The organism is Gemella massiliensis (assembly GCF_900120125.1).
Classification (GTDB): Bacteria; Bacillota; Bacilli; order Staphylococcales; family Gemellaceae; genus Gemella; species Gemella massiliensis.
Genome location: NZ_LT635545.1, coordinates 410,559 through 431,323, shown reverse-complemented (window position 1 = coordinate 431,323; position 20,765 = coordinate 410,559). Strand labels below are relative to the sequence as shown.

Here is a 20,765-nt window from a genome sequence, read left to right as displayed (position 1 = left end):
CTAAGCAATGCAGTGTTGCTTGGCATTTTTCAAAACGCCCTTAAAAGAAATATTATTTTTATACTCAGAAACAAATAACCTAGAAACAACTAAAATGCGTAATCTAAAGTTATAAAAGCTATTATAACCATAAGAAACTCTCTTTAAAACCTTTATCTTATTATTAATACCCTCCAAAGAACCATTAGAAATAGAATACCTAACACTATTAAGCATATACCCTTTATGTTTTCTCATAGTATTAATAGCCTTACTAACACCATCAGATAAATCGATAGTAGATTTTTCAATTAATTCTTTAAACTCCAACTCATTTCTATACCTTATTGCATATCTAATATCCTGAACTCTCTCATAGCTAGCCTTAAATATACAATCTAATCCTAATAAATAATCTAAAATATCACGTCTAGTAACTAAACTCCTAAAACTCCTATTAAAGAAAAACCTACCATGAGTAACATTACTTTCATCTTCTAATATTAACTTCCAATTATTTTTTAAAAGAGTATAATTAATACCTTTTTGTTTTTTGTAAATATTCATTAGCTTAACTCTAGTTCTATTAAGTTCTCTATTAACATTTTGAATAAAGTTCTCTATTAACATTTTGAATAATATGAAACCTATCTATAACAATTTCAGCATTAGGAAACTTATTTCTAATCAACTTCATATAAGGAGTATAAATATCAATACAAATAGCCTTAACATTACTTCTAGCCTCTTTAGAAAATCTGGAAAAATAATTATTTAAAATATACTCAGTTCTACCATCAACTATATCAATAATCTCATGAGTTAAAGCATCTAAAAAAATAAAACTCATACCATTTTTACTATCTTTAGTAAACTTTAACTCATCAAAGCATAAATACTCAGGTAAGGTATTATAGTTAAGAATGTCTACATGGGATTTACATTTATAAAGAGTTCTTATAACAGTATTAACCGATACATTATTCATTTTGGCTATTTGTTTAAAAGATAAAGTATCAGCTAAATCACTCATTATAGAAAACTTAACATTTTTAGAAATACTACAGTATTTATCTACAAAAGAAGTAGTAGCTACAAATTTTTTATTACAAGTTTTACACTTGAAACGTTGCTTTCTTAGTTCCAAATAAGCAGGGATACCTGATATTTTTAATAGATTAATTCTAGTAAGTTCATTAAAGCCGTTTTTAACTACAGTATAACCTTTATTAAGACAACCACAGCATTCACACTTCTTGGGTTTATATGTTAAGGTACCTTTGAATACAAAGTACTTTTGATTATTTTTTATAGTTTCGTTATGTGTTTTCTCAATAGTTATATTTTTATCTTTTATTTGTAGTAGGTTTTTAATGAATTCTCCCTCTTTTATTTCTTTTGTTTTTGTGTTAAAATTATTCATGACAGATATCCTTTCATAGTTTATTTTTTTGCACTTTAATTATATTGGATATTTGTCTTTTTGTATATTAAAAAACAATACGAGGTATGGATTTTTCCCATGCCCCGTATTTATTATACAACCAAAAGGTTAATAACTAACCGATAAAAAGGACGGATAATTATTTTATCCGTTCTTTTTTGGCTCTGTGTCAAATATGGAGTATGAGAAAATCAAGTTTTATAGATAATATTTATATAAATTGTTAATATTACTTTGACATAAATTAAACTTTGAAGTAGAATAAAAATTAATAATTAAAAAATAAAATTAATATAACCGAGGGAATATATGGTAAAGAAAAAAGAATTAAAAACAAATGCTATGAGATTTTTAGAGGAACATGGAGTTGAATATAATCATTATGAGTTTGATGTGAAAAGTGATGCGGCAAAAACCGGTGTAGGGGTAGCGGATATTATCGGTAAAGAACACAATCAAGTATTTAAAACAATTATGACAACTGACGGTAAAGGGAATTATGTTGTCGGAGTATTGATGAGTGAAGACAGTATTAATTTTAAAAAATTAGCAAAAGCGGTGGAACTTAAATCATTATCTATGTTACCGCTAAAAGACTTAACAACAATTACAGGATACGTTAAAGGCGGGTGTTCACCGTTTGCTATGAAAAAATTATTTCCAACAATTATTGATATAAAGTGTAATAATGTGGAAACAATTATTATATCAGCCGGTAAAGTCGGGCATCAGATTGAAGTAAAACCTGATGTATTGGTTGAGTTAATCGATGCAAAGATAGCGGATATTTCAGCATAATAAAAAAAGAAGTTAATCAACTTCTTTTTAAACTTTAAAGTTATGCCGCTACCCAGAATTGAACTGGGAACGGAGCATTACCATTGCTCTATTATACCATTTAACTATAGCGGCTTACTAATGATTATAACATAGAAAGAAAGTAAAGTACATAGGAAATTTTTCATTTAGTAAAAGTGTTGTAGTGTTACAATAGATGTGAGACATATAATAAAAAAAAGAAGAGTAAATCCTGTATAATGAAGTTACCTACAAATCAAAAAAAGGAATTTACTCTTATGAAAACTATTATAACAGAAAATATAGAAAAAACACAACGATATATACCTCATACTTTACAAACAAGAATAGCTGCAGTTAAAACTTATAGAAACGGTAACTCTATTCGTTTTGTTTGTAGGCGCTATAAAATATCAAAAGCCTCTCTTTTGCGTTGGAATAAAAAATATGACGGTACTAAAGAGTCTCTTATAGATAAGTCTCATAGACCTCATTCCATTCACCCTAACGCCCATACAGTTGAAGAATTGTCTTGGATTAAAAATCTTATTAAACGTAATCCTAATATTTCTATGATTGAATTATATGCTAAACTTAAATTCAACAAAGGTTATAAAAGACATCCTTGTTCTTTATTTAGAGTGCTTAGAAAATTAGGTTTTTATAAAGATACTAAGAAAAAAGTAATTCCTTATAAACCTAAACCCTATAATACACCTACTGAAATTGGTAAAAAATGGCAACTTGATGTGAAATATGTTCCTAAACGTTGTTATGTAGGAGAAATTCCTGATAAATTTTATCAATATACTATCATTGATGAAGCTACTAGGGAAAGATTTATTTTCCCTTTTAAAGAACAATCATCATACTCTACTGTTCAATTTGTTAAAATGGCTATTGATTATTTTGGGTATAAACCCAAGATAATTCAAACTGATAATGGTTTTGAATTTACGCATTTTAAAGATACTAAACGAATACACCCTTTTGATGTATTGTGTAATAATCTTGGCATTAAACATCAACTTATTAGACCTAGAACTCCTAGACATAACGGTAAGGTTGAACGTAGTCATAGAAATGATAATGAACGTTTTTACAGGCATTTATCTTTCTTTTCGTATGATGATCTTATATCTCAGATGAAAAAGTATCTATATCGCTCTAACCGTCTTCCTATGCAGACTTTAAATTGGCTTTCTCCTGTTGAAAAAAGAAAAGAGTTACGGAAAGAGTCTATAAAAATATGCCGGCTTTAATTCCTTGTTAGATAATAGATTTCACAACTTATTTGTCAAGGACAAGGGCTACGCCTTTTTCAAATCCTTGACAAATAAGTTTTAGAAATCTGAAATGTTCTCTAAGGAATTAAAGCTGGCAAATCTAATCAAATAATGTAATTTACGTCGGGGGCTTCATACGGTTTACATAGAAGCTAGCTTCTATGTAATTCTATTATATCCGGTATTTATTTTTTACTTTTTTTGTCTCACATCATTTACAAATGTACAGAAATTTTTCATTTAGTAAAAGTGTTTGTAGGGTCGAAATAGGCGTAGGATAAGAGGGTTAAAAAACAGTAAATTCCGCATAAATAAATACCCGTAAATTACAAAAGAAATTAAGAAAGGTTTTTATCGGTATTTTTTTAATTTTGTTCAAATCGGCACTTCGTCATTGCTTTTTGAATTTTATTTTACAGTGTATTATATAAATGTTAACGGTTGAAATTTTTAATATAACACTATAAAATTACATGGTGAGGTTTTATTCATATACTTTACGGTAGAAAGGAATTGTAATGTGAGAAAATTTATAGCGGAAATATTATTAAGTATTGTAACGATAATTTGGGGAATAGCTTTTGTTTGGCAGAGTTTGGCAAGTAAGGCTCTCGGTCCGCTCAGCGTTGTCGGATTTCGTTCGATAATAGCGGTAATAGCGATTAGTGCTGTTGCACTTCTTTTCCCTACACTTTATAAAACTCAAGAACCGAAGATTAAAATTCAAAAAGTAAAGTACAGCAGGCTTCTTTGGTCGCTTCTTTGCGGTATAGTTTTGTTTTTAGCCATGTATATTCAACAAATAGGTCTTGCTATGACAACAGCGGGGAAAGCAGGGTTTATTACGGTGCTTTATATTTGTTTAGTACCTTTTATCGGGGTATTTCTTGGCGAAAAACTTAATAAATACTTTATTGTAGGTTTAATCTTGTCGGTTGTCGGTTTTTATTTATTATCTGTAAAAGAAGAATTTACCTTTGAAACAGGTGATTTAATAGTTTTTATCAGTGCATTTTTATACGGTGCTCATATTATAATAATCGGTTATGCTACAGTTAGGGTTAACTCAATGTTATTATCTATTAACCAACTGGTAGTAGTTAGTGTTTTAAGTTTAAGTCTAGCAATCTTTAAAGAGAATATTACACTGGATGCCGTGGTAAGTGTAGCTGCTCCACTGCTTGCTTTAGGAGTATTATCAAGTGCCGTCGGTTATACTTTACAAATTATCTCTCAACGTGATATACCTGCCCACACTGCTTCACTTATAATGAGTTTGGAGTCTGTTGTTGCGGCGATAGGTGGCGTTATAATATTAGGAGAACATATCGGGCTTAGAGAAGCGGTAGGAATGGTTATTGTTTTTATCGGCATAATTATTTCTCAGAAAAAAGATAAAAAAATTAAAGATTAATTGTAATTTAACGGAAAAAATTATGATTTTAAAAAAATAAGATGCGTTTTCTTATAAGTGTTATTATATTTAATAAAGTACGATAAAAATTATAAAGAGATTGTTTAGAACTTTTTAGTTTAGAAATTTCAAATTTAATTTTGATATATTTTAAGGAGAAAATTCATGAAGAAAATTTTAAAAATAATATTATATGCAATATTAACCTGTCTTTTGTTATTCGGTGCGTTGGTCGGCTATTTAATGGCGACGGAGTATAAACCGAAAGATATTGAAAAATTATCCGTAGTCGGAACAGGTGGTAAGGTAGTAGAACTTAACAAAGATTACAGTGCATTAGATTGGAATATAGGGTATGCCGGGCTTGATAAAGATGAAGACTTTTTTATGGACGGTGGAGAGATGGTTTTACCTTTGGATAAGAACCATGTTGAAGAAAATTTAGAAAATATTTCAAAAATAATAAAAAATGAAAATGCTGATATAACTTTTATTCAAGAAATCGACGAAGATTCAAAGCGAAGTTACAATATTAATCAGGTAGAATATTTGAATAAGGAATTAGGGTTAAATAGTATTTTAGCTTATAATTTTAAGGTAAAATATATTCCGTACCCGTTGCCGCCGCTTGGGAAGGTAAATAGCGGTATTTATACAGCGACCAAATATAATATAGATAAGGCTGAACGTTATCAAATGCCTATACCGTTCAATTTTCCTGAAAAAATAGCCAATCTTAAACGAGGTTTTTCAGTTATTTACAGTAAGATAAACAACAGTGATAAACAGTTGGTGCTTATTAATGCTCACCTTGATGCCTATGACAAAGGAAATAAAGGGAAAATTGCTCAGACAAAGCAATTAGTTGAATTTATAGAAAAAGAATATAAAAAAGGCAACTATGTACTGGTAGGTGCGGATTTTAACCAATCGCTTAGAGAATTATCAAAAGAAGAATTAGGAAAAGTGCCTCTTGATTTATGGCGTGCTGAGAATTTTGATAAAAGTTTATTACCAAGTAGTTTTAAACTCTATCATGGAACAAATTCAGCGAGATTAACTAATAAGCCGTATAAAAAAGGTGAAAAAGATATTTATGAATTTGTTATTGACGGTTATATAGCCAGTGATAATATTGAAGTAAGTTCAGTAGAAACATTACCATATGATTATCGTTACAGTGATCACAATCCTGTAAGATTAAAATTTAAACTAAAAGGATAAAATATAAGCGAAACAAACTCTTTGCTAAATTATGCAGAGGGTTTGTTTTTTAATGTGGTTGGTGTAATAAGAATAAGAAATTTTAAAAAATATAATTTAGTTAGAAATTGATTTTGGCGGACTGCTTTTGTATAGTTTATTAGACTTGAGAAAGATATTTTAAAGTGAATTTTCAAATAAGTAAATCATGTATTTAACTTGTAATAAGAAAATTCGGTTAGAATTTTTAGCTTTTAGATTAATCCCTTAACTGTACGTTTTTGCTTTTACTAAGTATTTTATTTTTTGTAGCTAACTTAATTTTACAATATGTGAATAAATATTTTTTGAGAAAAACTATATTATTTTTTCTTAATTTCACACTTATTACATATTAAAGTTGTATAATGAAAAAGGATAATTAGTGGACCTAGCAACTAATTATATCCTGATATTTATAACACACTCATAAGAAGGGGTGGGGCTAAGTAAGAAATTTACTTAAAACCGCCGCCTTCTTATCTATATATTAGAATATCAACAAAATAGAACAAAAAGTGAGGAAATAAAAATGGCTAAAAAAAAAATTATAGATTAATAACAGAGAAATATAATAAAAAATAATGATAATAATTATAGAAACGGAATAAGAAAGACAGAAAGGATTTAAAAAATAATGCGAAATAAGTTAAGTGCAGGTATATTAAGTATATTACTTTTACTAACTACGCTAAGTGCTTCTTTAGGAATTGGTAAAAGTTATGCACAAGAAAATAATATAAGCGATAAAGTTGTTACCGATTTAACGGTAAGTAATAATAATATTCAAGACGGTGGGAGAACTACCGTTCAATTAAAATTTAAAGAAAACACCGCTCATAATATTAAAGGTGGAGATTTTATAGAGGTTACTTGGCAGAAAACCGGTCAACCTACTTTTGAAGGGTATAGTAAAAAAATACAGTTGGAAGTTAAAGGTCAGCATGTGGCAGATTTGGAAGTAACTGTAGATAAGGCTGTAATTAGATTTAATGATAAAGTTAACAATTTAGATGATGTAGAGGGTTGGGCAACTTTTGAAATTACAGGAAGAAACACTACTCAAACTTCAAAAGAAGATATTAAGACGGGTGATATTGTTTCGGGGAATAAAAGGGTGCAGGTTTCTGTTACCAAGCCGGAATCAGGAACGGAAAGTGTATTTTACTACAAGACAGGTAATATAGATCCACAAGATACGGAGCATATTAATTGGTGGTTAAATGCAAATATGAGAAAAACTCATGTTAATAAAGAAATTAGGATTGAGGATGAAATTCAAGGTGGACAAGAACTTGTTAAAAACAGTTTTTATATCACAGTTGAAGGGACACATTCTAAAATATTCAATGGAGCTAATGCCTTAAATGAATTTGCACATTATTATAAAGGATCATCTATTAGTGTAAATGGTAATAAAATATCAATATACATACCTCAGGGATATGCTTCTTTAAATCATTTTTCAATTTACTACAAAACAAAAATAATAAACAAAAATCAAAAAGAATTTGTAAATAAATCAAAAGCATGGTATCACGAATACAATAAAGAAAAAGTAGTGGGGAAAGATTTTAACTATACTGTAAAAAATATTTATGCAGACGGTGAAGTTACGGGAACTGTAAAAGGCGAACTAAAAATCTTAAAATATTTAAAAGGAACATCAATAGGAATACCGGACGTTGAATTTAGTCTAAAAAAAGAAGATAATTCGGCAATTATAGACGGAAAAGATACTATTATTTTAAAAACAGATAATAAGGGTATCGCTAATATTAAAAATCTTCCTATTGGGAAATATAAAGTAAAAGAGATTAAAGCGCCTAATTGGATTGACTTTAATCCGGCGACAGCTCAGACCATGGAATTTGAAATGAAAGATACGGATATTGTAGGGAAACTTCTAAAAGTTTATAACGATGTAAAACGAACAAATGTCCATGTGAATAAGGAATTTAAAGATGAAAAAGGAGAAAATTTAAAAGACCCTGTAGAAAAAATACTGGTACAACTATATAAAGACGGGGTAAAAGAGGGAGAAGTCAAAGAACTGAATAAATCAAATAATTGGTCATATACCTTTACAGATTTAAAAGAATACGAAAAAGTAGGGACAGACGTTAAAAAACATGTCTATACAGTTCGAGAAGTAGGAGAAATTGACAAAAAAATACAACTGAATGAAAAAACATTTGATGTTGAGTATATAAAAAATTCAGATAACAATTTCACTATTAAGAATATTTTAAAAGAATCTAAAAAGGTTAAAGTTACGGCTCAAAAGACTTGGTCAAACGGTGAAGCGGCAAAAGAAGTGGAAATATTTTTACTTGAGAATGGAGTTTATAAGTATAAACATCAAATAGCAAAACCTGAAAATAATTGGCAGGTAGAATTTTCTAATCTTCCTAAATTTGATAGTAAAAATCAAGAGATAAAATATACCGTTACGGAAGTTAGACCGGATTTAAATACCGTTAAACAAAATAATATCGTTAGCTTAGATAATAAAAAATATCAATTTAGTATTACAGAGTATAAAAAATATAATTTTGTAATTGATAATAAATATATTCCTGAAATATTGCCGAAACCTAAGAAAAAAGATGTAGTAGTAAGCAAAATAAGTTTCAACGACGATAAAACAATATCAGAAGTAGTTGGAGCGAAGATACGAATTTTTGAGGGTGAAGATGGTAGAATAGTAGATGAATGGATAACTGAAAAAGGGAAAAATCATACAATTAAAGATTTGGAAGTAGGGAAGAAATATACCTTTAGGGAAATATTTGCACCAACAGGCTTTAAAGCAGTAACAGATTTTATATTTAGCGTAGATGAAAAAGGAAAGATAACAATTCATTCTACACTTACAAGTGGAAAAGCGGAGTATAAGGACGGAAAGTTAGTTGTTACTGATGATAGGGAAGTAATCCCGACCCCACCTGTACCGACGCCACCAACACCAACGCCACCTGTTCCAACGCCACCAACACCAACGCCACCTGTTCCAACGCCACCAACACCAACGCCACCTGTTCCAGCGCCACCAGCTCCAACACCGCCAGTCCCAACACCGCCAGTCCCAACACCGCCAGTCCCAACACCGCCAACACCCGATAAGCCGACAGATAAAGAAGAACAACCACCAAAATCTAAGGATAATATTCCGAAAAAAAATAAAAAAATTACTAAATTGCCAAACACAGGGGAAGTTCCCAACAGTAACTTCGTTTTGGGTATTTTTGGATTAATATTGGCGTTTGTAATAAAAAGAAAATATATAAAATAGATACATATTAAGGTTAAAATAAGTCCCCTCAAAACGGTTCATGTTTTGAGGGGATATTAAAATTATTATAAATTACTTATTCAACAGTTACTGATTTTGCCAGATTACGTGGTTTATCAACATCAAGTCCACGGCCGACAGCTGCATAGTAAGCGAATAATTGCGTTACAACAATACTTGCAATAGGTGCAAGGTCTTCGTTAACATTTGGAATAGCGTAGTCGCCTTTTCGTGCTAATTTTTCCAATGTGATAATTAGAGTATTTGCACCACGGCTTGCTACTTCACTGACATTGCTTCGGGTATTAAGATCCAGTTTTGTGCTGGTAATTAAAGCTACTACCGGAGTTTTTTCTTCGATAAGAGCGATTGTTCCGTGTTTTAGTTCTCCACCGGCAAAACCTTCTGTTTGAATATAAGAAACTTCTTTAAGTTTAAGAGCGGCTTCACAGGCACTATAATAATCAATGCCACGACCGATATAAAATGCGTTTCGTTCTGTAAATAACTCTTCTGCCAATTTTTTAATAGTTTTGGTATCATCAAGGATAGATTCAATAGCTGAGGTTACTACTGATAATTCTTTTTCAATATCAAGTTTCGGTTTACTGTTACGTCTTGTTGCTACTTCATATGCTAAAATACTTAGTATTGCTATTTGTGAAGTATATGCTTTAGTAGATGCTACGGCGATTTCAACACCGGCATGAAGAAGTAAAGTATAATCACATTCACGGCTTAATGTAGAAGAATCAACATTAGTTAATACCAAGAATTTATAGTTGGAGTTTACGCTGCGAAGTTTAGTAAGAACGGCACGTAAATCCGCAGTTTCTCCTGATTGTGATAAGAAAATAAACATTGGTTTTTTCGATAAGAGTGGTACATTGTAGGCAAATTCACTAGCTAGGTGAACTTCTGTTGGAATACCTGCCCATTTTTCAAAATAATTTCTACCTACCAAGCCGGCGTTGTAGCTGGTACCACAACCGATAATATATAATCTGTCAGCATCTTTAATGTGATTAATTATTTCTGTATCAATATTTACATCATGTCCATTAAAGTAATGAGAGATGATATTACGCATTGCTCTGACTTGTTCGTTTGTTTCTTTAATCATATAATGTTCGTAAATACCTTTGTCAATTTCACCCGCATTTAAGTTAGTAGAGAAAGGTTTACGTTTTATGATTTTGCCGTCTTTATCTTCAATAGTTACATTGTCTTTTTTCACAATAACGACTTCACCGTCATTAATTTCTAAAAAGTTGTTAGTGTATTTAATCATTGCAAGAGCGTCGCTACCAACATAGTTAGTAGAGTTATCTCCAAGTCCGACTAAGAGTGGACTTTTATTTTTTGCAACATACAAGGTATCTTTATCATCGGTATCAATTAAGCATAAAGCGTATGATCCTTGTAGCTTAGAAATAGCTTTTTTAAAAGCGTCTTTAGTAGATAAGCCACGATCACTATAAATTTGAATTAATTGAACAACTACTTCCGTATCAGTTTCACTAACAAGATTAACATCTTTAAAAAATCTGTCTTTTAACTCTTGAAAGTTTTCAATAACTCCGTTGTGAACTAAAACGAAACGTTTGTTAAAACTTTGGTGAGGATGAGAGTTTGTTACATTAACGCCGCCGTGGGTCGCCCAACGTGTATGTCCGATTCCAATATTAAAATAAAGGTCGGCAGGTGTTAATTTCTCAAGATTTTTAATACGACCGACGGTTTTAATAACCTTAGCTTCTTTATCAACTATTCCGGCAATACCGGCAGAGTCATAGCCACGATACTCAAGACTGCTAAGCCCGTCAATTAAAAATTTTACTCCATTATCTTCTCCGATAAATCCTACGATTCCACACATATATATAAAATCTCCTTGCTTTTTCCTAAATTATTTATAAAACTAAGTAAATTATAGTTTTAGATTATATATTAAAGTATATATTATTTTACATATTTATATACAAAATTTTTTTGTTGCTAATTCTATAGTGGTGTGGCAACCTTAAGAACTAACTGCTACGCAGTGGATTTCTTAAGGTTCATCTGAGCTTATAATCTCAGGTGAAGCCAGTATTTCACCACTAAGAATAGCAACAAGCCTAATAGCAATGTTTGTAAAATAATATATGGGAAATAATACTGCTTTTGTAGTGAAAGTACACCTTTGTACAGCATTTAACGAAATTCCATTTTCCGAAAAAGCATCCGCCGAATTTTCGATAACTTTTTTCCTCGTCAACTAAGCTCCTGTTAATCGTTGGTGCTTAGTTCGGGCGCTATAATTGTAAATAATTTTCTTCCTTTCATATCATGATTATATGACAATAATATAACATATAAAAATAAATATGTAAATAGATTTAATATTTCCAGAAAACTAAATTAACCTAAATTTCTTGTTTTGAAATTTAGGTTAATTAAAAAATATTAATCTGTTTTTAATTCGGTTGCATTTTTTACGTCATCAGGTAGGGAAATGTCCGATACCTTATTTACATTAGTATAGGAAGTTTTTTGAGTTAGTTTCATAGCTGAACCGATGTTGTTTTTAATCTCAAGATCCATAGTTGTTTCAATATCAACAGGTATAAATTTTTTTGTTATAACATATCTAATAGAAACATTTTTAAAGTTAACGTCATTAAATGTATTGGTGTCGACTTGCTGAGAACCAGAAGCAGAATTAACAATTTCTACCATGAGTTCTTTAAACTGTTCGCCACTTCCCGAATAAGTAAGTACGTAATTTCCATTTTCTTCAGTTACTTTAAAATCTTTGGCAAGTTTCTTATAAAATTCAAAAATTTTTTCAGAGTAAGCAATGTTCTTTAGATTTTGAAATTGCGACATAACGTTGTCGTTGGAGTTTTTAATCCAACTATTTTGTTCAAAAGATTTTGTGTAAATAACATTATCTTTGACATAAAGTTCAGATTTTTGGGTTGTACTTTGTGATTTAGTTTCGGAGATAGTTTTTAAAGTGAATGGTTCAAAAATAATAGAACCGGAAATTTTGCTGTCGACTTTATGAGTTTGTTCACCGTTTACTATTTCAGAAACATTAGTAGAAATAAAATCGGTATTTTTTATACTTTTAGCTGTGTCTGCCGTTTTATTTAAAATGTTTTCGGCTGATTTATTGAACTGTAACATGCTACAAGCACTCAGTACGACTGTTAAAGTTAAAGTGAAAAAAACAGCGATACTACGTTTGATGTTTTTTGGCATATTTTTTCTCCTTGTTCTGTGTATGTTACTATGTATTTTAGCATATAATGACTATTATAGCTAGAAAACCTTCGACTGATGAAAAAATTAATTAAAATTAAATTTTCACAATATAATATAAATAATTCACTATAAAATATTTATTTCATAATCTAAAATAGCATTATTTAAAACTTGTAATAATAGCGATTAATTATTTTATAGTCTAAAATATATAATAAAATAGTTGAAAAAAATATAAAAAAGATATATTATAATGGTTAACTAATAAATTCACCATTGGTTAGATTTGAAAATTTTGAAAATTAAAATAATGTTTAAGGAGGGGTATAATATGAAAAAAAGAATAGTCGGAACGTTTGCTTTTATTGTTGCTATTGGGGGAGTTATTTATATGAAAAATAACCCTAGGTACAAAGAAATAATTAAAACGGTAAAAACTGCTGATACAAAAGGTTTGTATAAAAAAATAATTTTAGAAAAAGATAAACAGGCTTTTACAACAAAATCTAAAATAAAAAATTATGCAATAGATTACGAAAGTATTCGAGGTGTCGGTGAGAAAATTTTTACCAGATTGATTATAAATGATAATTCTAGGTTTAACATTAATACTCTTATCATCCCAAGAGAAAATACCTATAATATAGAAAAAATCGAGTATTCAAAAGAATTGGAAAAGTTATTAAAATCTGATAACAACAATAGCATGATGACATAATAGTTACACAAAAAGGCGATGATACAAAAAATCATTTGCTTTTTTATTTAATTTTAAACATAATTAGCATTAATAATTTTTTATTTTTTAAAGTTAATTTAATGTTTCGTTAATACAGATATTAATAATTATTAATACAGACAATTTGTTTTTAATCTACATCTATAGTTTTAGATAATGGGATTATTAAAAAAATTTTAATACAGAAGTAATACAGATACAAAAATATGCCATTAAAATAATTTTTTAAAATTTATCTTATTTTTATGAGCGGTAAATTTGTAATTGAATTTAATTCTGAGTATAATGGCGGTAATGATAATTATTATCATTAAAAATTTAATAATAAAGAGGTATTTGATATGAGTAAAATAGTAGTAGTTGGGGCTAACCACGCAGGAACAGCTTGTGTTAATAAGATTTTAGCAACATATGGTGATAAAAATGAAGTTGTAGTTTTTGATCAAAACTCAAATATTTCATTTTTAGGTTGTGGTATGGCGTTGTGGATAGGTAAACAAATTTCAGGTGCGGAAGGATTATTTTATGCAAATAAAGAGTCTTTGGAAAAAGCCGGTGCTAAGGTATATATGAATTCACCTGTTGAGTCGATTGACTATGATAAAAAAGAAGTGCATGTGTTATTGGAGGGGAAAACACAACATGTAGAATCATATGATAAATTAATTTTAGCAACAGGCTCAACACCAATTTTACCTCCTATAAAAGGTGCGGAACTGGTACCCGGTAATCGTGAATTTAAAGCAACGTTGGAAAATTTACAATTTGTAAAATTATATCAAAACGCTGAGGAAGTAATTAATAAATTAAACGATAATCCGAATATTAAACGTGTGGCAGTTGTTGGAGCCGGTTATATCGGAGTTGAATTAGCTGAGGCGTTTGAACGTTTAGGAAAAGAAGTAACGGTGGTTGATATAGTAAATACATGTCTAGCAGGTTACTATGATCCGGAATTTTCTGATTTAATGAAGAAAAACTTGGAAGATCATGGTATTAAATTGGCATTTGGGCAAAAAGTGGAGGCTATTGAAGGTGACGGCAAAGTTGAACGATTGGTTACCGATAAAGAAACATTCGATGTTGATATGGTAGTTCTGGCTGTTGGATTTAGACCGAATACAGCACTAGGAAATGGTAAAATAGAACTATTCCGTAATGGTGCATTTTTGGTAAACAAAAAACAAGAAACAAGCATTAAAGATGTTTATGCAATAGGAGATTGTGCAACAGTGTACGATAATGCAATAGAAGATACAAATTATATTGCTTTGGCATCAAATGCGGTTCGTACCGGTTTGGTTGCGGCTTTAAATGCCGGAGGTGACGGTGATGTTGTTGAATCGGCAGGAGTTCAAGGGTCAAACGGTATTTGTATCTATGATTTAAAAATGGTATCAACAGGTCTTACATTAGAAAAAGCAAAACGTTTTGGATACAATGCAGTGGTAACTGAATTTACAGACTTGCAAAAACCGGAATTTATTGAACATGACAACCATGAAGTGAAAATTAAAATTGTTTATGATAAAGATAGCCGTGTAATTTTAGGAGCGCAAATTGCATCTAAAGAAGATGTTTCTATGGGAATACACTTATTCTCATTGGCAATTCAAGAGAAAGTAACGATCGAAAAATTAGCATTAACTGATATTTTCTTCTTACCGCACTTCAATAAACCGTACAACTATATCACAATGGCAGCACTGTCAGCTAAAGAATAGGATAAACTATAAAGAATTAATTAACCTTAATAAAAAAGATTAATTGTTTTAAATATTTAAAAACCAAGATTTTAGAAGTATGTTTCTTTAATCTTGGTTTTAATTTTTAATTAAATTTTTTTATAGCTTATCGCAATATTATTATTTAAGATTATGTGTTATCGTCATTATCGGTTTCTCCTACCAACAAGAATAAAAATTCTATTGATTTCAAACCTAATTTTATTTTCTCGAAATTGACACAGAGTAACCCGTTTCCATAGCTGTCAACAAGTCCGGCTTGTTTTAAAATATTTGTTTGATAAGTAATTGCCGGTGGCGAGATTTGGAAAAAATCGCTCAATTTTTTGTTTGTATTAAAACCGTAGTGAATCATGCGGAGAATTTCGAAACGTGTATCATCGCCAAGAGCTTTTAATAATGATTTGCGAATGTTATCGGCATTTTTTAACTGTGTAGCTGATTCTCTTGTTAACAGTCCAAGGCAAATAACAGGTTGAAACGGACTGTTATTCGTTGTAAATGGTTCGTCGCTAATAATAACAAGACGATTAGCGGAAAACATCAAGGGTATTATTTCGGACTCATGGTTATCTTGCAATAATGCTTTAGCTTTATTATTAATATATTTACGGTACAAAGTATCGAGTTTTTCCGTTCCAAGTATATTTAGAAAATAAGAATTTGTATTTTTATCAACTTCTTTATAAAATTTCGTAAGTTGTGGTTCAAACAATTTTTCAGCATCAATGTAGTGCTTAAGAAAAATTGGGTATAATGTAGAAAAACAGTTTTTAATTTTTTTACGATAAATTCCAAAACTTCTGTAGGCGGAAAACAGTACAAATTTAGTTTCGTTTCCAATATCAAGTAAAGAAAGATTTTCCAGAAAGGTATCGTTATCAAGTATGGTATTTTTATTAAAAGCGTATTTAACTACCGCTAACTTAAACTCATTCGGATCGATAGCATCTAAAATTCGCAAAAAATCATCAACGTTATTAACATTTTGTGTCATAAAACGGCGATAAATCATTTGAACAAGAGGTAGTGACGGTTCGGTAAAAACATCACCGATAAGCGTTTGGTATGCACTGATGTCAGAATAATATTTATAAATTGTGTGTTTAAACAGCAGTGCTTCCGAACTGTTATCAAAATTATCACGTAATGTATTAAGCCATGTAGTTTTAATAAGTTCGTGTGTAATAATAAAATCAAGTAGTATACATTTCTCTCTTTTAGCGATATTCATGCACATTCTCCTATAAAAATTCAATATACTAATTATATATCAGAATAAGCTATAATACAAATGTTTCTTAAAGAGATATTTAATAATAATTACGATTTAAAGCTAGGATATATTAATAATTATTTATTAAATTATAGTTTATATACAGTAATTTTATGATAAGGATATATAAATTTTAATTTAAGTAGCTATTTAATTATAGGATATTTTAAAATGAAATAATGATTTTATAATTATTACTTGATATTTTAAGATAAGAAATTTGAAATAAATTATTAAAGTGTGTTTTAGCTAGTGGAAAAGGACACGAAGTAATGCTATAATAAACAAGAAATATTAATAAATGGAGGTGTAATTTGAAATTATCAGTTTTGGCTAGTAGCAGTAGTGGAAATAGCATTTATATAGAAAGTCCTAAATTCAGATGTTTAGTTGATGCAGGACTTACCGGAAAAAAAATAGTGGAAAATCTGGAACAAATAGATAAAGATATAAAAGATATTAATGCAATTTTTGTTACTCATGAACATATCGACCATATAAAAGGGGTTGGTGTTCTTGCGAGAAAATACAATATTCCAATCTATGCAAATAAACTGACTTGGGATAATATGACAAAAATTGGAGAAGTTAAATCCGATTTGAAATTTCATTTTGAAAAAGAAGAAAGTAAGATTTTTGGAGATATTGTCGTTAACAGTTTTGGAGTAAGTCATGATGCAGCTAATCCGCAGTTTTACACTTTTGAATGTGACGGTAAGAGAGTTGGTATCTTAACAGACACCGGATATATTTCGGATAAAATGATAGATTATGTAAAAGACTCCGACACTCTTGTTTATGAGAGCAATCATGAGGAAAATGTTTTACTCAGCGGCTCATATCCTTGGAAAACGAAACAACGTATTTTATCAGATATGGGGCATTTATCCAATACAGATTCGGCAAATTATCTCACAAGAATTATCGGGGATAATACAAAAAATATCTACCTTGCCCATCTTAGTAAAGAAAATAATACTAAGGAGCTGGCAAGGATGACGGCTGTAACAACATTGGAATCAAAAGATATTGATTGTAACAACAGAATTTGTATTTTTGATACAGATCCGGAATTGCCGACGGATATAATAGAAATATAAAATTTTGGGGAAGAGGTTATTTAATAATTTTATATTTTTCAAATTTGTAGTTGAATAAATGCAGGGAAAAAATAATAAAAAAATTATAGCAATTCTCACTGAATATTCAGAAAATTCTAGTTTTTTTAGTGGGAATTGCAACTTTTTTATTGCATTTTTTCGAAAAATCTTATAATATATTACTATGTTTTAAAAAAATTGACTGTGTAGTTAATATAAAAATATAAAAGTTATAAAGTTTGAACAGAAAAGCTATAAAATGATATTAGGTATGTTCGGAAGGAGTAGTTAATGGACAAACTATTAGAGATTAAAAATCTGGAAACAGCTTTTAGAATTAAAGATGATTATTTTAACGCTGTCGACAAGGTGAGTTTGGATTTGTATAGAAATGAAGTGCTTGCTATTGTTGGAGAAAGTGGTTGCGGTAAGTCAACTTTAGCAACGACAATTATGCGACTTCATAATGAAAATTTAACACGTTCTACCGGAGAGATTATTTACGATGGGAAAAATCTTTTAGAACTGACTGAAGAAGAGATGAATAAAATTAGAACGAAAGATATTGGTATGATTTTCCAAGATCCGCTTTCTTCTTTAAATCCCCTTCATAGAATAGGAAAACAAATAGAAGAAGCTTTGATTTATCATACTGAATTATCAAAGGAAGAACGAGAAACACGTGTTATTGAGTTATTAACTCAAGTAGGTATTCCAAATCCGAAACGTTGTGCAAAACAATATCCGCATGAATTATCAGGTGGTATGCGTCAACGTGTTATGATTGCGATGGCGATGAGTTGTAAGCCTAATGTTTTAATCGCTGATGAACCGACTACAGCCTTAGATGTAACTATTCAAGCACAAATTTTAGATTTGATAAAAGGATTGCAAAACGAAATGCACGCCGGAATTATTTTAATTACTCACGATCTTGGTGTCGTTGCTGAAATGGCGGATAGAGTGGCGGTGTTATATGCAGGAGAAGTGGTGGAAATCGGTACTGCAGAACAAATCTTCAAAAATCCGAAACATCCTTATACACGTAGTCTTTTACGCAGTATACCACAATTAGACGATGATGCGGCAGATGATGAATTATATGTAATTCAAGGTATGGTGCCGTCTATTAAAAATCTTGACCGTAACGGGTGTCGTTTTGCGGATCGTATTCCATGGATTAAAGAAGAAGCACATGAACCTAATCCGACTTTACATGAGGCGGAAGAGGGACATTATGTAAGATGTACTTGCTACAAACACTTTGTATTTGAAGGGGAGGATAGCTAATGTTAAAAGTTGACAATTTAAAAGTACACTACCCCATTCGTGGAGGTTTTTTCAATACGATAAAAGATCACGTTTATGCAGTTGACGGTGTTGATATTGAAATTGAAGCCGGAAAGACTTACGGTCTTATAGGAGAAAGTGGTAGTGGGAAAACGACTGTCGGTAAAGTGGTGCTGGGTTTGGAAAAAGCTACTGCAGGGCAAATTATTTATAAAGATGAAGATGTTACTAAGAAAAATGCACGTAAAAAAATAAAGTATAATCGTGATGTTCAAATGATTTTCCAAGATGCGATGTCGAGTTTAAACCCTAAAAAACGCATTATTGATATTATCGCAGAACCGATTAATAATTTTGATAATTTATCGGAAGAAGATACTAAAAAACGGGTTTTAGAACTTTTAAATATCGTCGGTATGGGAGAAGAGTCGTTGTATAAATATCCGTTTGAATTTTCCGGTGGACAACGACAACGTATCGGTGTAGCTCGTGCTATTGCGTGTAACCCACGTTTAATCGTAGCTGACGAACCTGTATCTGCCCTTGATCTTTCCGTACAGGCACAAGTGCTTAACTTTATGAAACAAATTCAACGAGAGTTTAATATCAGCTATTTATTTATTTCTCATGACCTTGGTGTCGTAAAACATATGTGTGATTATATTTATATTATGTATCGTGGGCGTATTGTAGAGCGTGGTACTCGTGAGGATATTTACAATAACCCGCAACACATTTATACTAAAAGATTGATTGCAGCTATTCCGAGTACAAACTTAGATAAAGCGAAAGAAGTTATTGAAGTGAGGGAAGCTGTAGAAAAAGAATATCAGAAACATTACGAAGATTACTTTGACGAAACCGGCAGAGTATATCCGTTGAAAAAGTTAACTGATACACACTATGTTGCGATGAAAGGAGGAGAAGTATAATGTGGAAAGTAGTATTAAAACGTGTTTTAATCATGATACCGCAGCTGTTAATTCTTAGTATTTTAGTTTTCGGTTTGGCAAAACTTATGCCCGGAGATCCGTTTAGCGGACTTGCAGAAAATCCGAAAATATCACAGGAACAAATCGAGTCGATTCGTCGTGCGAGCGGATTTTATGATCCGTGGTATCAACAATATCTAACATGGCTTAAAAATTTTATCCATGGTGATTTCGGTTTGAGTTATACAACCGGAAAATCGGTAGGGACATTACTCGGAGAACGTATTTTCAACACGTTTAATCTGTCATTATTTACAGCGATATTAATGTATGCGGTAGCAATTCCTATGGGAATGTATGCAGGGCGTTATAACGGTTCAAAATTTGATAAATTTGTAACGTTTTATAACTTCTTCTTCCTTGCGATTCCATCATTTGTATTGTATTTATTTATGATCGCGATTTTCGGTTTCGGTCTTGGATGGTTTCCGACAAGCGGATCTGTAGATGTTAATCTTGACCCGGGGGCTTTTAATTATTATATTAATAAATTACAGCATTTAATTTTACCGGGTATTTGTTTAGCATTACTATCAACGGTATCAACGGTTCAATATTTGCGAAATGAAGTAATAGATGCTAAACATAGTGACTATGTAAAAACAGCCCGTGCTAAAGGTGTACCTGTAAATAAAGTATATTCAGGTCATATTTTTAGAAACTCAATCTTACCGATTGCAGCGTTTTTCGGATTTACAATAACAGGATTGTTTAGCGGTGGTATTTTTGTTGAAACAATCTTCGGTTATCCGGGTATGGGGCAATTGTTCTACCAAGCAATACAAGATCGAGATTATAGTGTTGTTACAACGTTAATGTTATTCTCAGGGCTTTTAACTTTAGTAGGTAGTGCATTAAGTGATATTATTATGGCTATTGTTGACCCACGTATTAAACTGGACTAGGAGGAAGT

16 protein-coding genes and 1 tRNA gene are annotated in these 20,765 nt (G+C 30.7%); 11 read left to right on the top strand and 6 right to left on the bottom strand.

The window, feature by feature from the left end; all coding sequences use genetic code 11:
* Positions 1 to 609 (bottom strand): transposase, encoded by a 609-nt coding sequence (locus BQ7358_RS09175; protein WP_231723783.1) that lies wholly within the window; start codon positions 607 to 609, stop codon positions 1 to 3.
* Positions 578 to 1,402 carry an ISL3 family transposase gene (locus BQ7358_RS09170; RefSeq protein ID WP_062172723.1) on the bottom strand — a complete coding sequence of 275 codons (825 nt, stop codon included), beginning with the start codon at positions 1,400 to 1,402 and terminating at the stop codon, positions 578 to 580. The genes BQ7358_RS09175 and BQ7358_RS09170 overlap by 32 nt, the downstream gene beginning before the upstream one ends.
* Positions 1,403 to 1,732: 330 nt before the next feature.
* Here BQ7358_RS09170 and ybaK point away from each other — a divergent pair, with 330 nt between their 5' ends.
* The gene (gene ybaK, locus BQ7358_RS04695) at positions 1,733 to 2,221 is read left to right on the top strand and encodes a Cys-tRNA(Pro) deacylase (protein ID WP_062171917.1); all 489 of its coding nucleotides are present in this window, start codon (positions 1,733 to 1,735) and stop codon (positions 2,219 to 2,221) included.
* A gap of 43 nt (positions 2,222 to 2,264) precedes the next feature.
* Here the strand turns inward: ybaK and BQ7358_RS04690 are convergent.
* Positions 2,265 to 2,335: transfer RNA gene (locus tag BQ7358_RS04690), tRNA-Thr, on the bottom strand.
* 164 nt (positions 2,336 to 2,499) lie between these two features.
* On the opposite strand from BQ7358_RS04690, the gene BQ7358_RS04685 reads away from it, so the two are divergent.
* The 4 genes from BQ7358_RS04685 (at position 2,500) to BQ7358_RS04670 (ending at position 9,458) form a co-directional block, all read left to right on the top strand.
* Positions 2,500 to 3,483, top strand: a complete 984-nt coding sequence (locus tag BQ7358_RS04685) for a DDE-type integrase/transposase/recombinase (protein ID WP_072520279.1) — start codon at positions 2,500 to 2,502, stop codon at positions 3,481 to 3,483.
* A 544-nt stretch (positions 3,484 to 4,027) separates the two neighbouring features.
* Positions 4,028 to 4,921 carry a DMT family transporter gene (locus BQ7358_RS04680; RefSeq protein WP_062171914.1) on the top strand — a complete coding sequence of 298 codons (894 nt, stop codon included), beginning with the start codon at positions 4,028 to 4,030 and terminating at the stop codon, positions 4,919 to 4,921.
* A 165-nt stretch (positions 4,922 to 5,086) separates the two neighbouring features.
* Positions 5,087 to 6,145, top strand: coding sequence for an exonuclease/endonuclease/phosphatase family protein (locus tag BQ7358_RS04675; RefSeq protein WP_062171911.1), 1,059 nt, complete (start codon positions 5,087 to 5,089; stop codon positions 6,143 to 6,145).
* 655 nt (positions 6,146 to 6,800) lie between these two features.
* A complete protein-coding gene (locus BQ7358_RS04670) occupies positions 6,801 to 9,458 on the top strand; it encodes a Cna B-type domain-containing protein (protein ID WP_072520261.1) in 2,658 nt (885 codons plus the stop codon).
* 76 nt (positions 9,459 to 9,534) lie between these two features.
* Here BQ7358_RS04670 and glmS read toward each other — a convergent pair whose 3' ends face one another.
* Positions 9,535 to 11,337, bottom strand: coding sequence for a glutamine--fructose-6-phosphate transaminase (isomerizing) (glmS, locus tag BQ7358_RS04665; protein ID WP_072520260.1), 1,803 nt, complete (start codon positions 11,335 to 11,337; stop codon positions 9,535 to 9,537).
* Positions 11,338 to 11,906: 569 nt separating this feature from the next.
* Positions 11,907 to 12,707 carry a DUF6612 family protein gene (locus BQ7358_RS04655; RefSeq protein WP_062171900.1) on the bottom strand — a complete coding sequence of 267 codons (801 nt, stop codon included), beginning with the start codon at positions 12,705 to 12,707 and terminating at the stop codon, positions 11,907 to 11,909.
* A gap of 334 nt (positions 12,708 to 13,041) precedes the next feature.
* Between BQ7358_RS04655 and BQ7358_RS04650 the strand changes: the two genes are divergently transcribed.
* Both BQ7358_RS04650 and nox read left to right on the top strand, forming a co-directional pair.
* A complete protein-coding gene (locus tag BQ7358_RS04650) occupies positions 13,042 to 13,428 on the top strand; it encodes a DUF1310 family protein (RefSeq protein WP_062171897.1) in 387 nt (128 codons plus the stop codon).
* 362 nt (positions 13,429 to 13,790) lie between these two features.
* Positions 13,791 to 15,173 (top strand): H2O-forming NADH oxidase, encoded by a 1,383-nt coding sequence (gene nox, locus BQ7358_RS04645; RefSeq protein ID WP_062171893.1) that lies wholly within the window; start codon positions 13,791 to 13,793, stop codon positions 15,171 to 15,173.
* 151 nt (positions 15,174 to 15,324) lie between these two features.
* Here the strand turns inward: nox and BQ7358_RS04640 are convergent, their stop codons facing one another.
* Positions 15,325 to 16,428, bottom strand: a complete 1,104-nt coding sequence (locus BQ7358_RS04640) for an ArsR/SmtB family transcription factor (protein WP_062171891.1) — start codon at positions 16,426 to 16,428, stop codon at positions 15,325 to 15,327.
* A 356-nt stretch (positions 16,429 to 16,784) separates the two neighbouring features.
* On the opposite strand from BQ7358_RS04640, the gene BQ7358_RS04635 reads away from it, so the two are divergent.
* The 4 genes from BQ7358_RS04635 (at position 16,785) to opp4B (ending at position 20,757) form a co-directional block, all read left to right on the top strand.
* Complete coding sequence (locus tag BQ7358_RS04635; RefSeq protein WP_062171888.1) at positions 16,785 to 17,570, top strand: MBL fold metallo-hydrolase; 786 nt, start codon at positions 16,785 to 16,787, stop codon at positions 17,568 to 17,570.
* Between the two features lie 291 nt (positions 17,571 to 17,861).
* Complete coding sequence (locus BQ7358_RS04630; RefSeq protein WP_072520259.1) at positions 17,862 to 18,860, top strand: ABC transporter ATP-binding protein; 999 nt, start codon at positions 17,862 to 17,864, stop codon at positions 18,858 to 18,860.
* Complete coding sequence (locus tag BQ7358_RS04625; protein WP_062171881.1) at positions 18,860 to 19,792, top strand: ATP-binding cassette domain-containing protein; 933 nt, start codon at positions 18,860 to 18,862, stop codon at positions 19,790 to 19,792. Before BQ7358_RS04630 ends, BQ7358_RS04625 begins: the two co-directional genes overlap by 1 nt.
* Entirely contained in the window at positions 19,792 to 20,757 is a 966-nt protein-coding gene (opp4B, locus tag BQ7358_RS04620; protein WP_062171878.1) for an oligopeptide ABC transporter permease, read from the top strand. The genes BQ7358_RS04625 and opp4B overlap by 1 nt, the downstream gene beginning before the upstream one ends.
* Positions 20,758 to 20,765 lie beyond the last annotated feature (8 nt).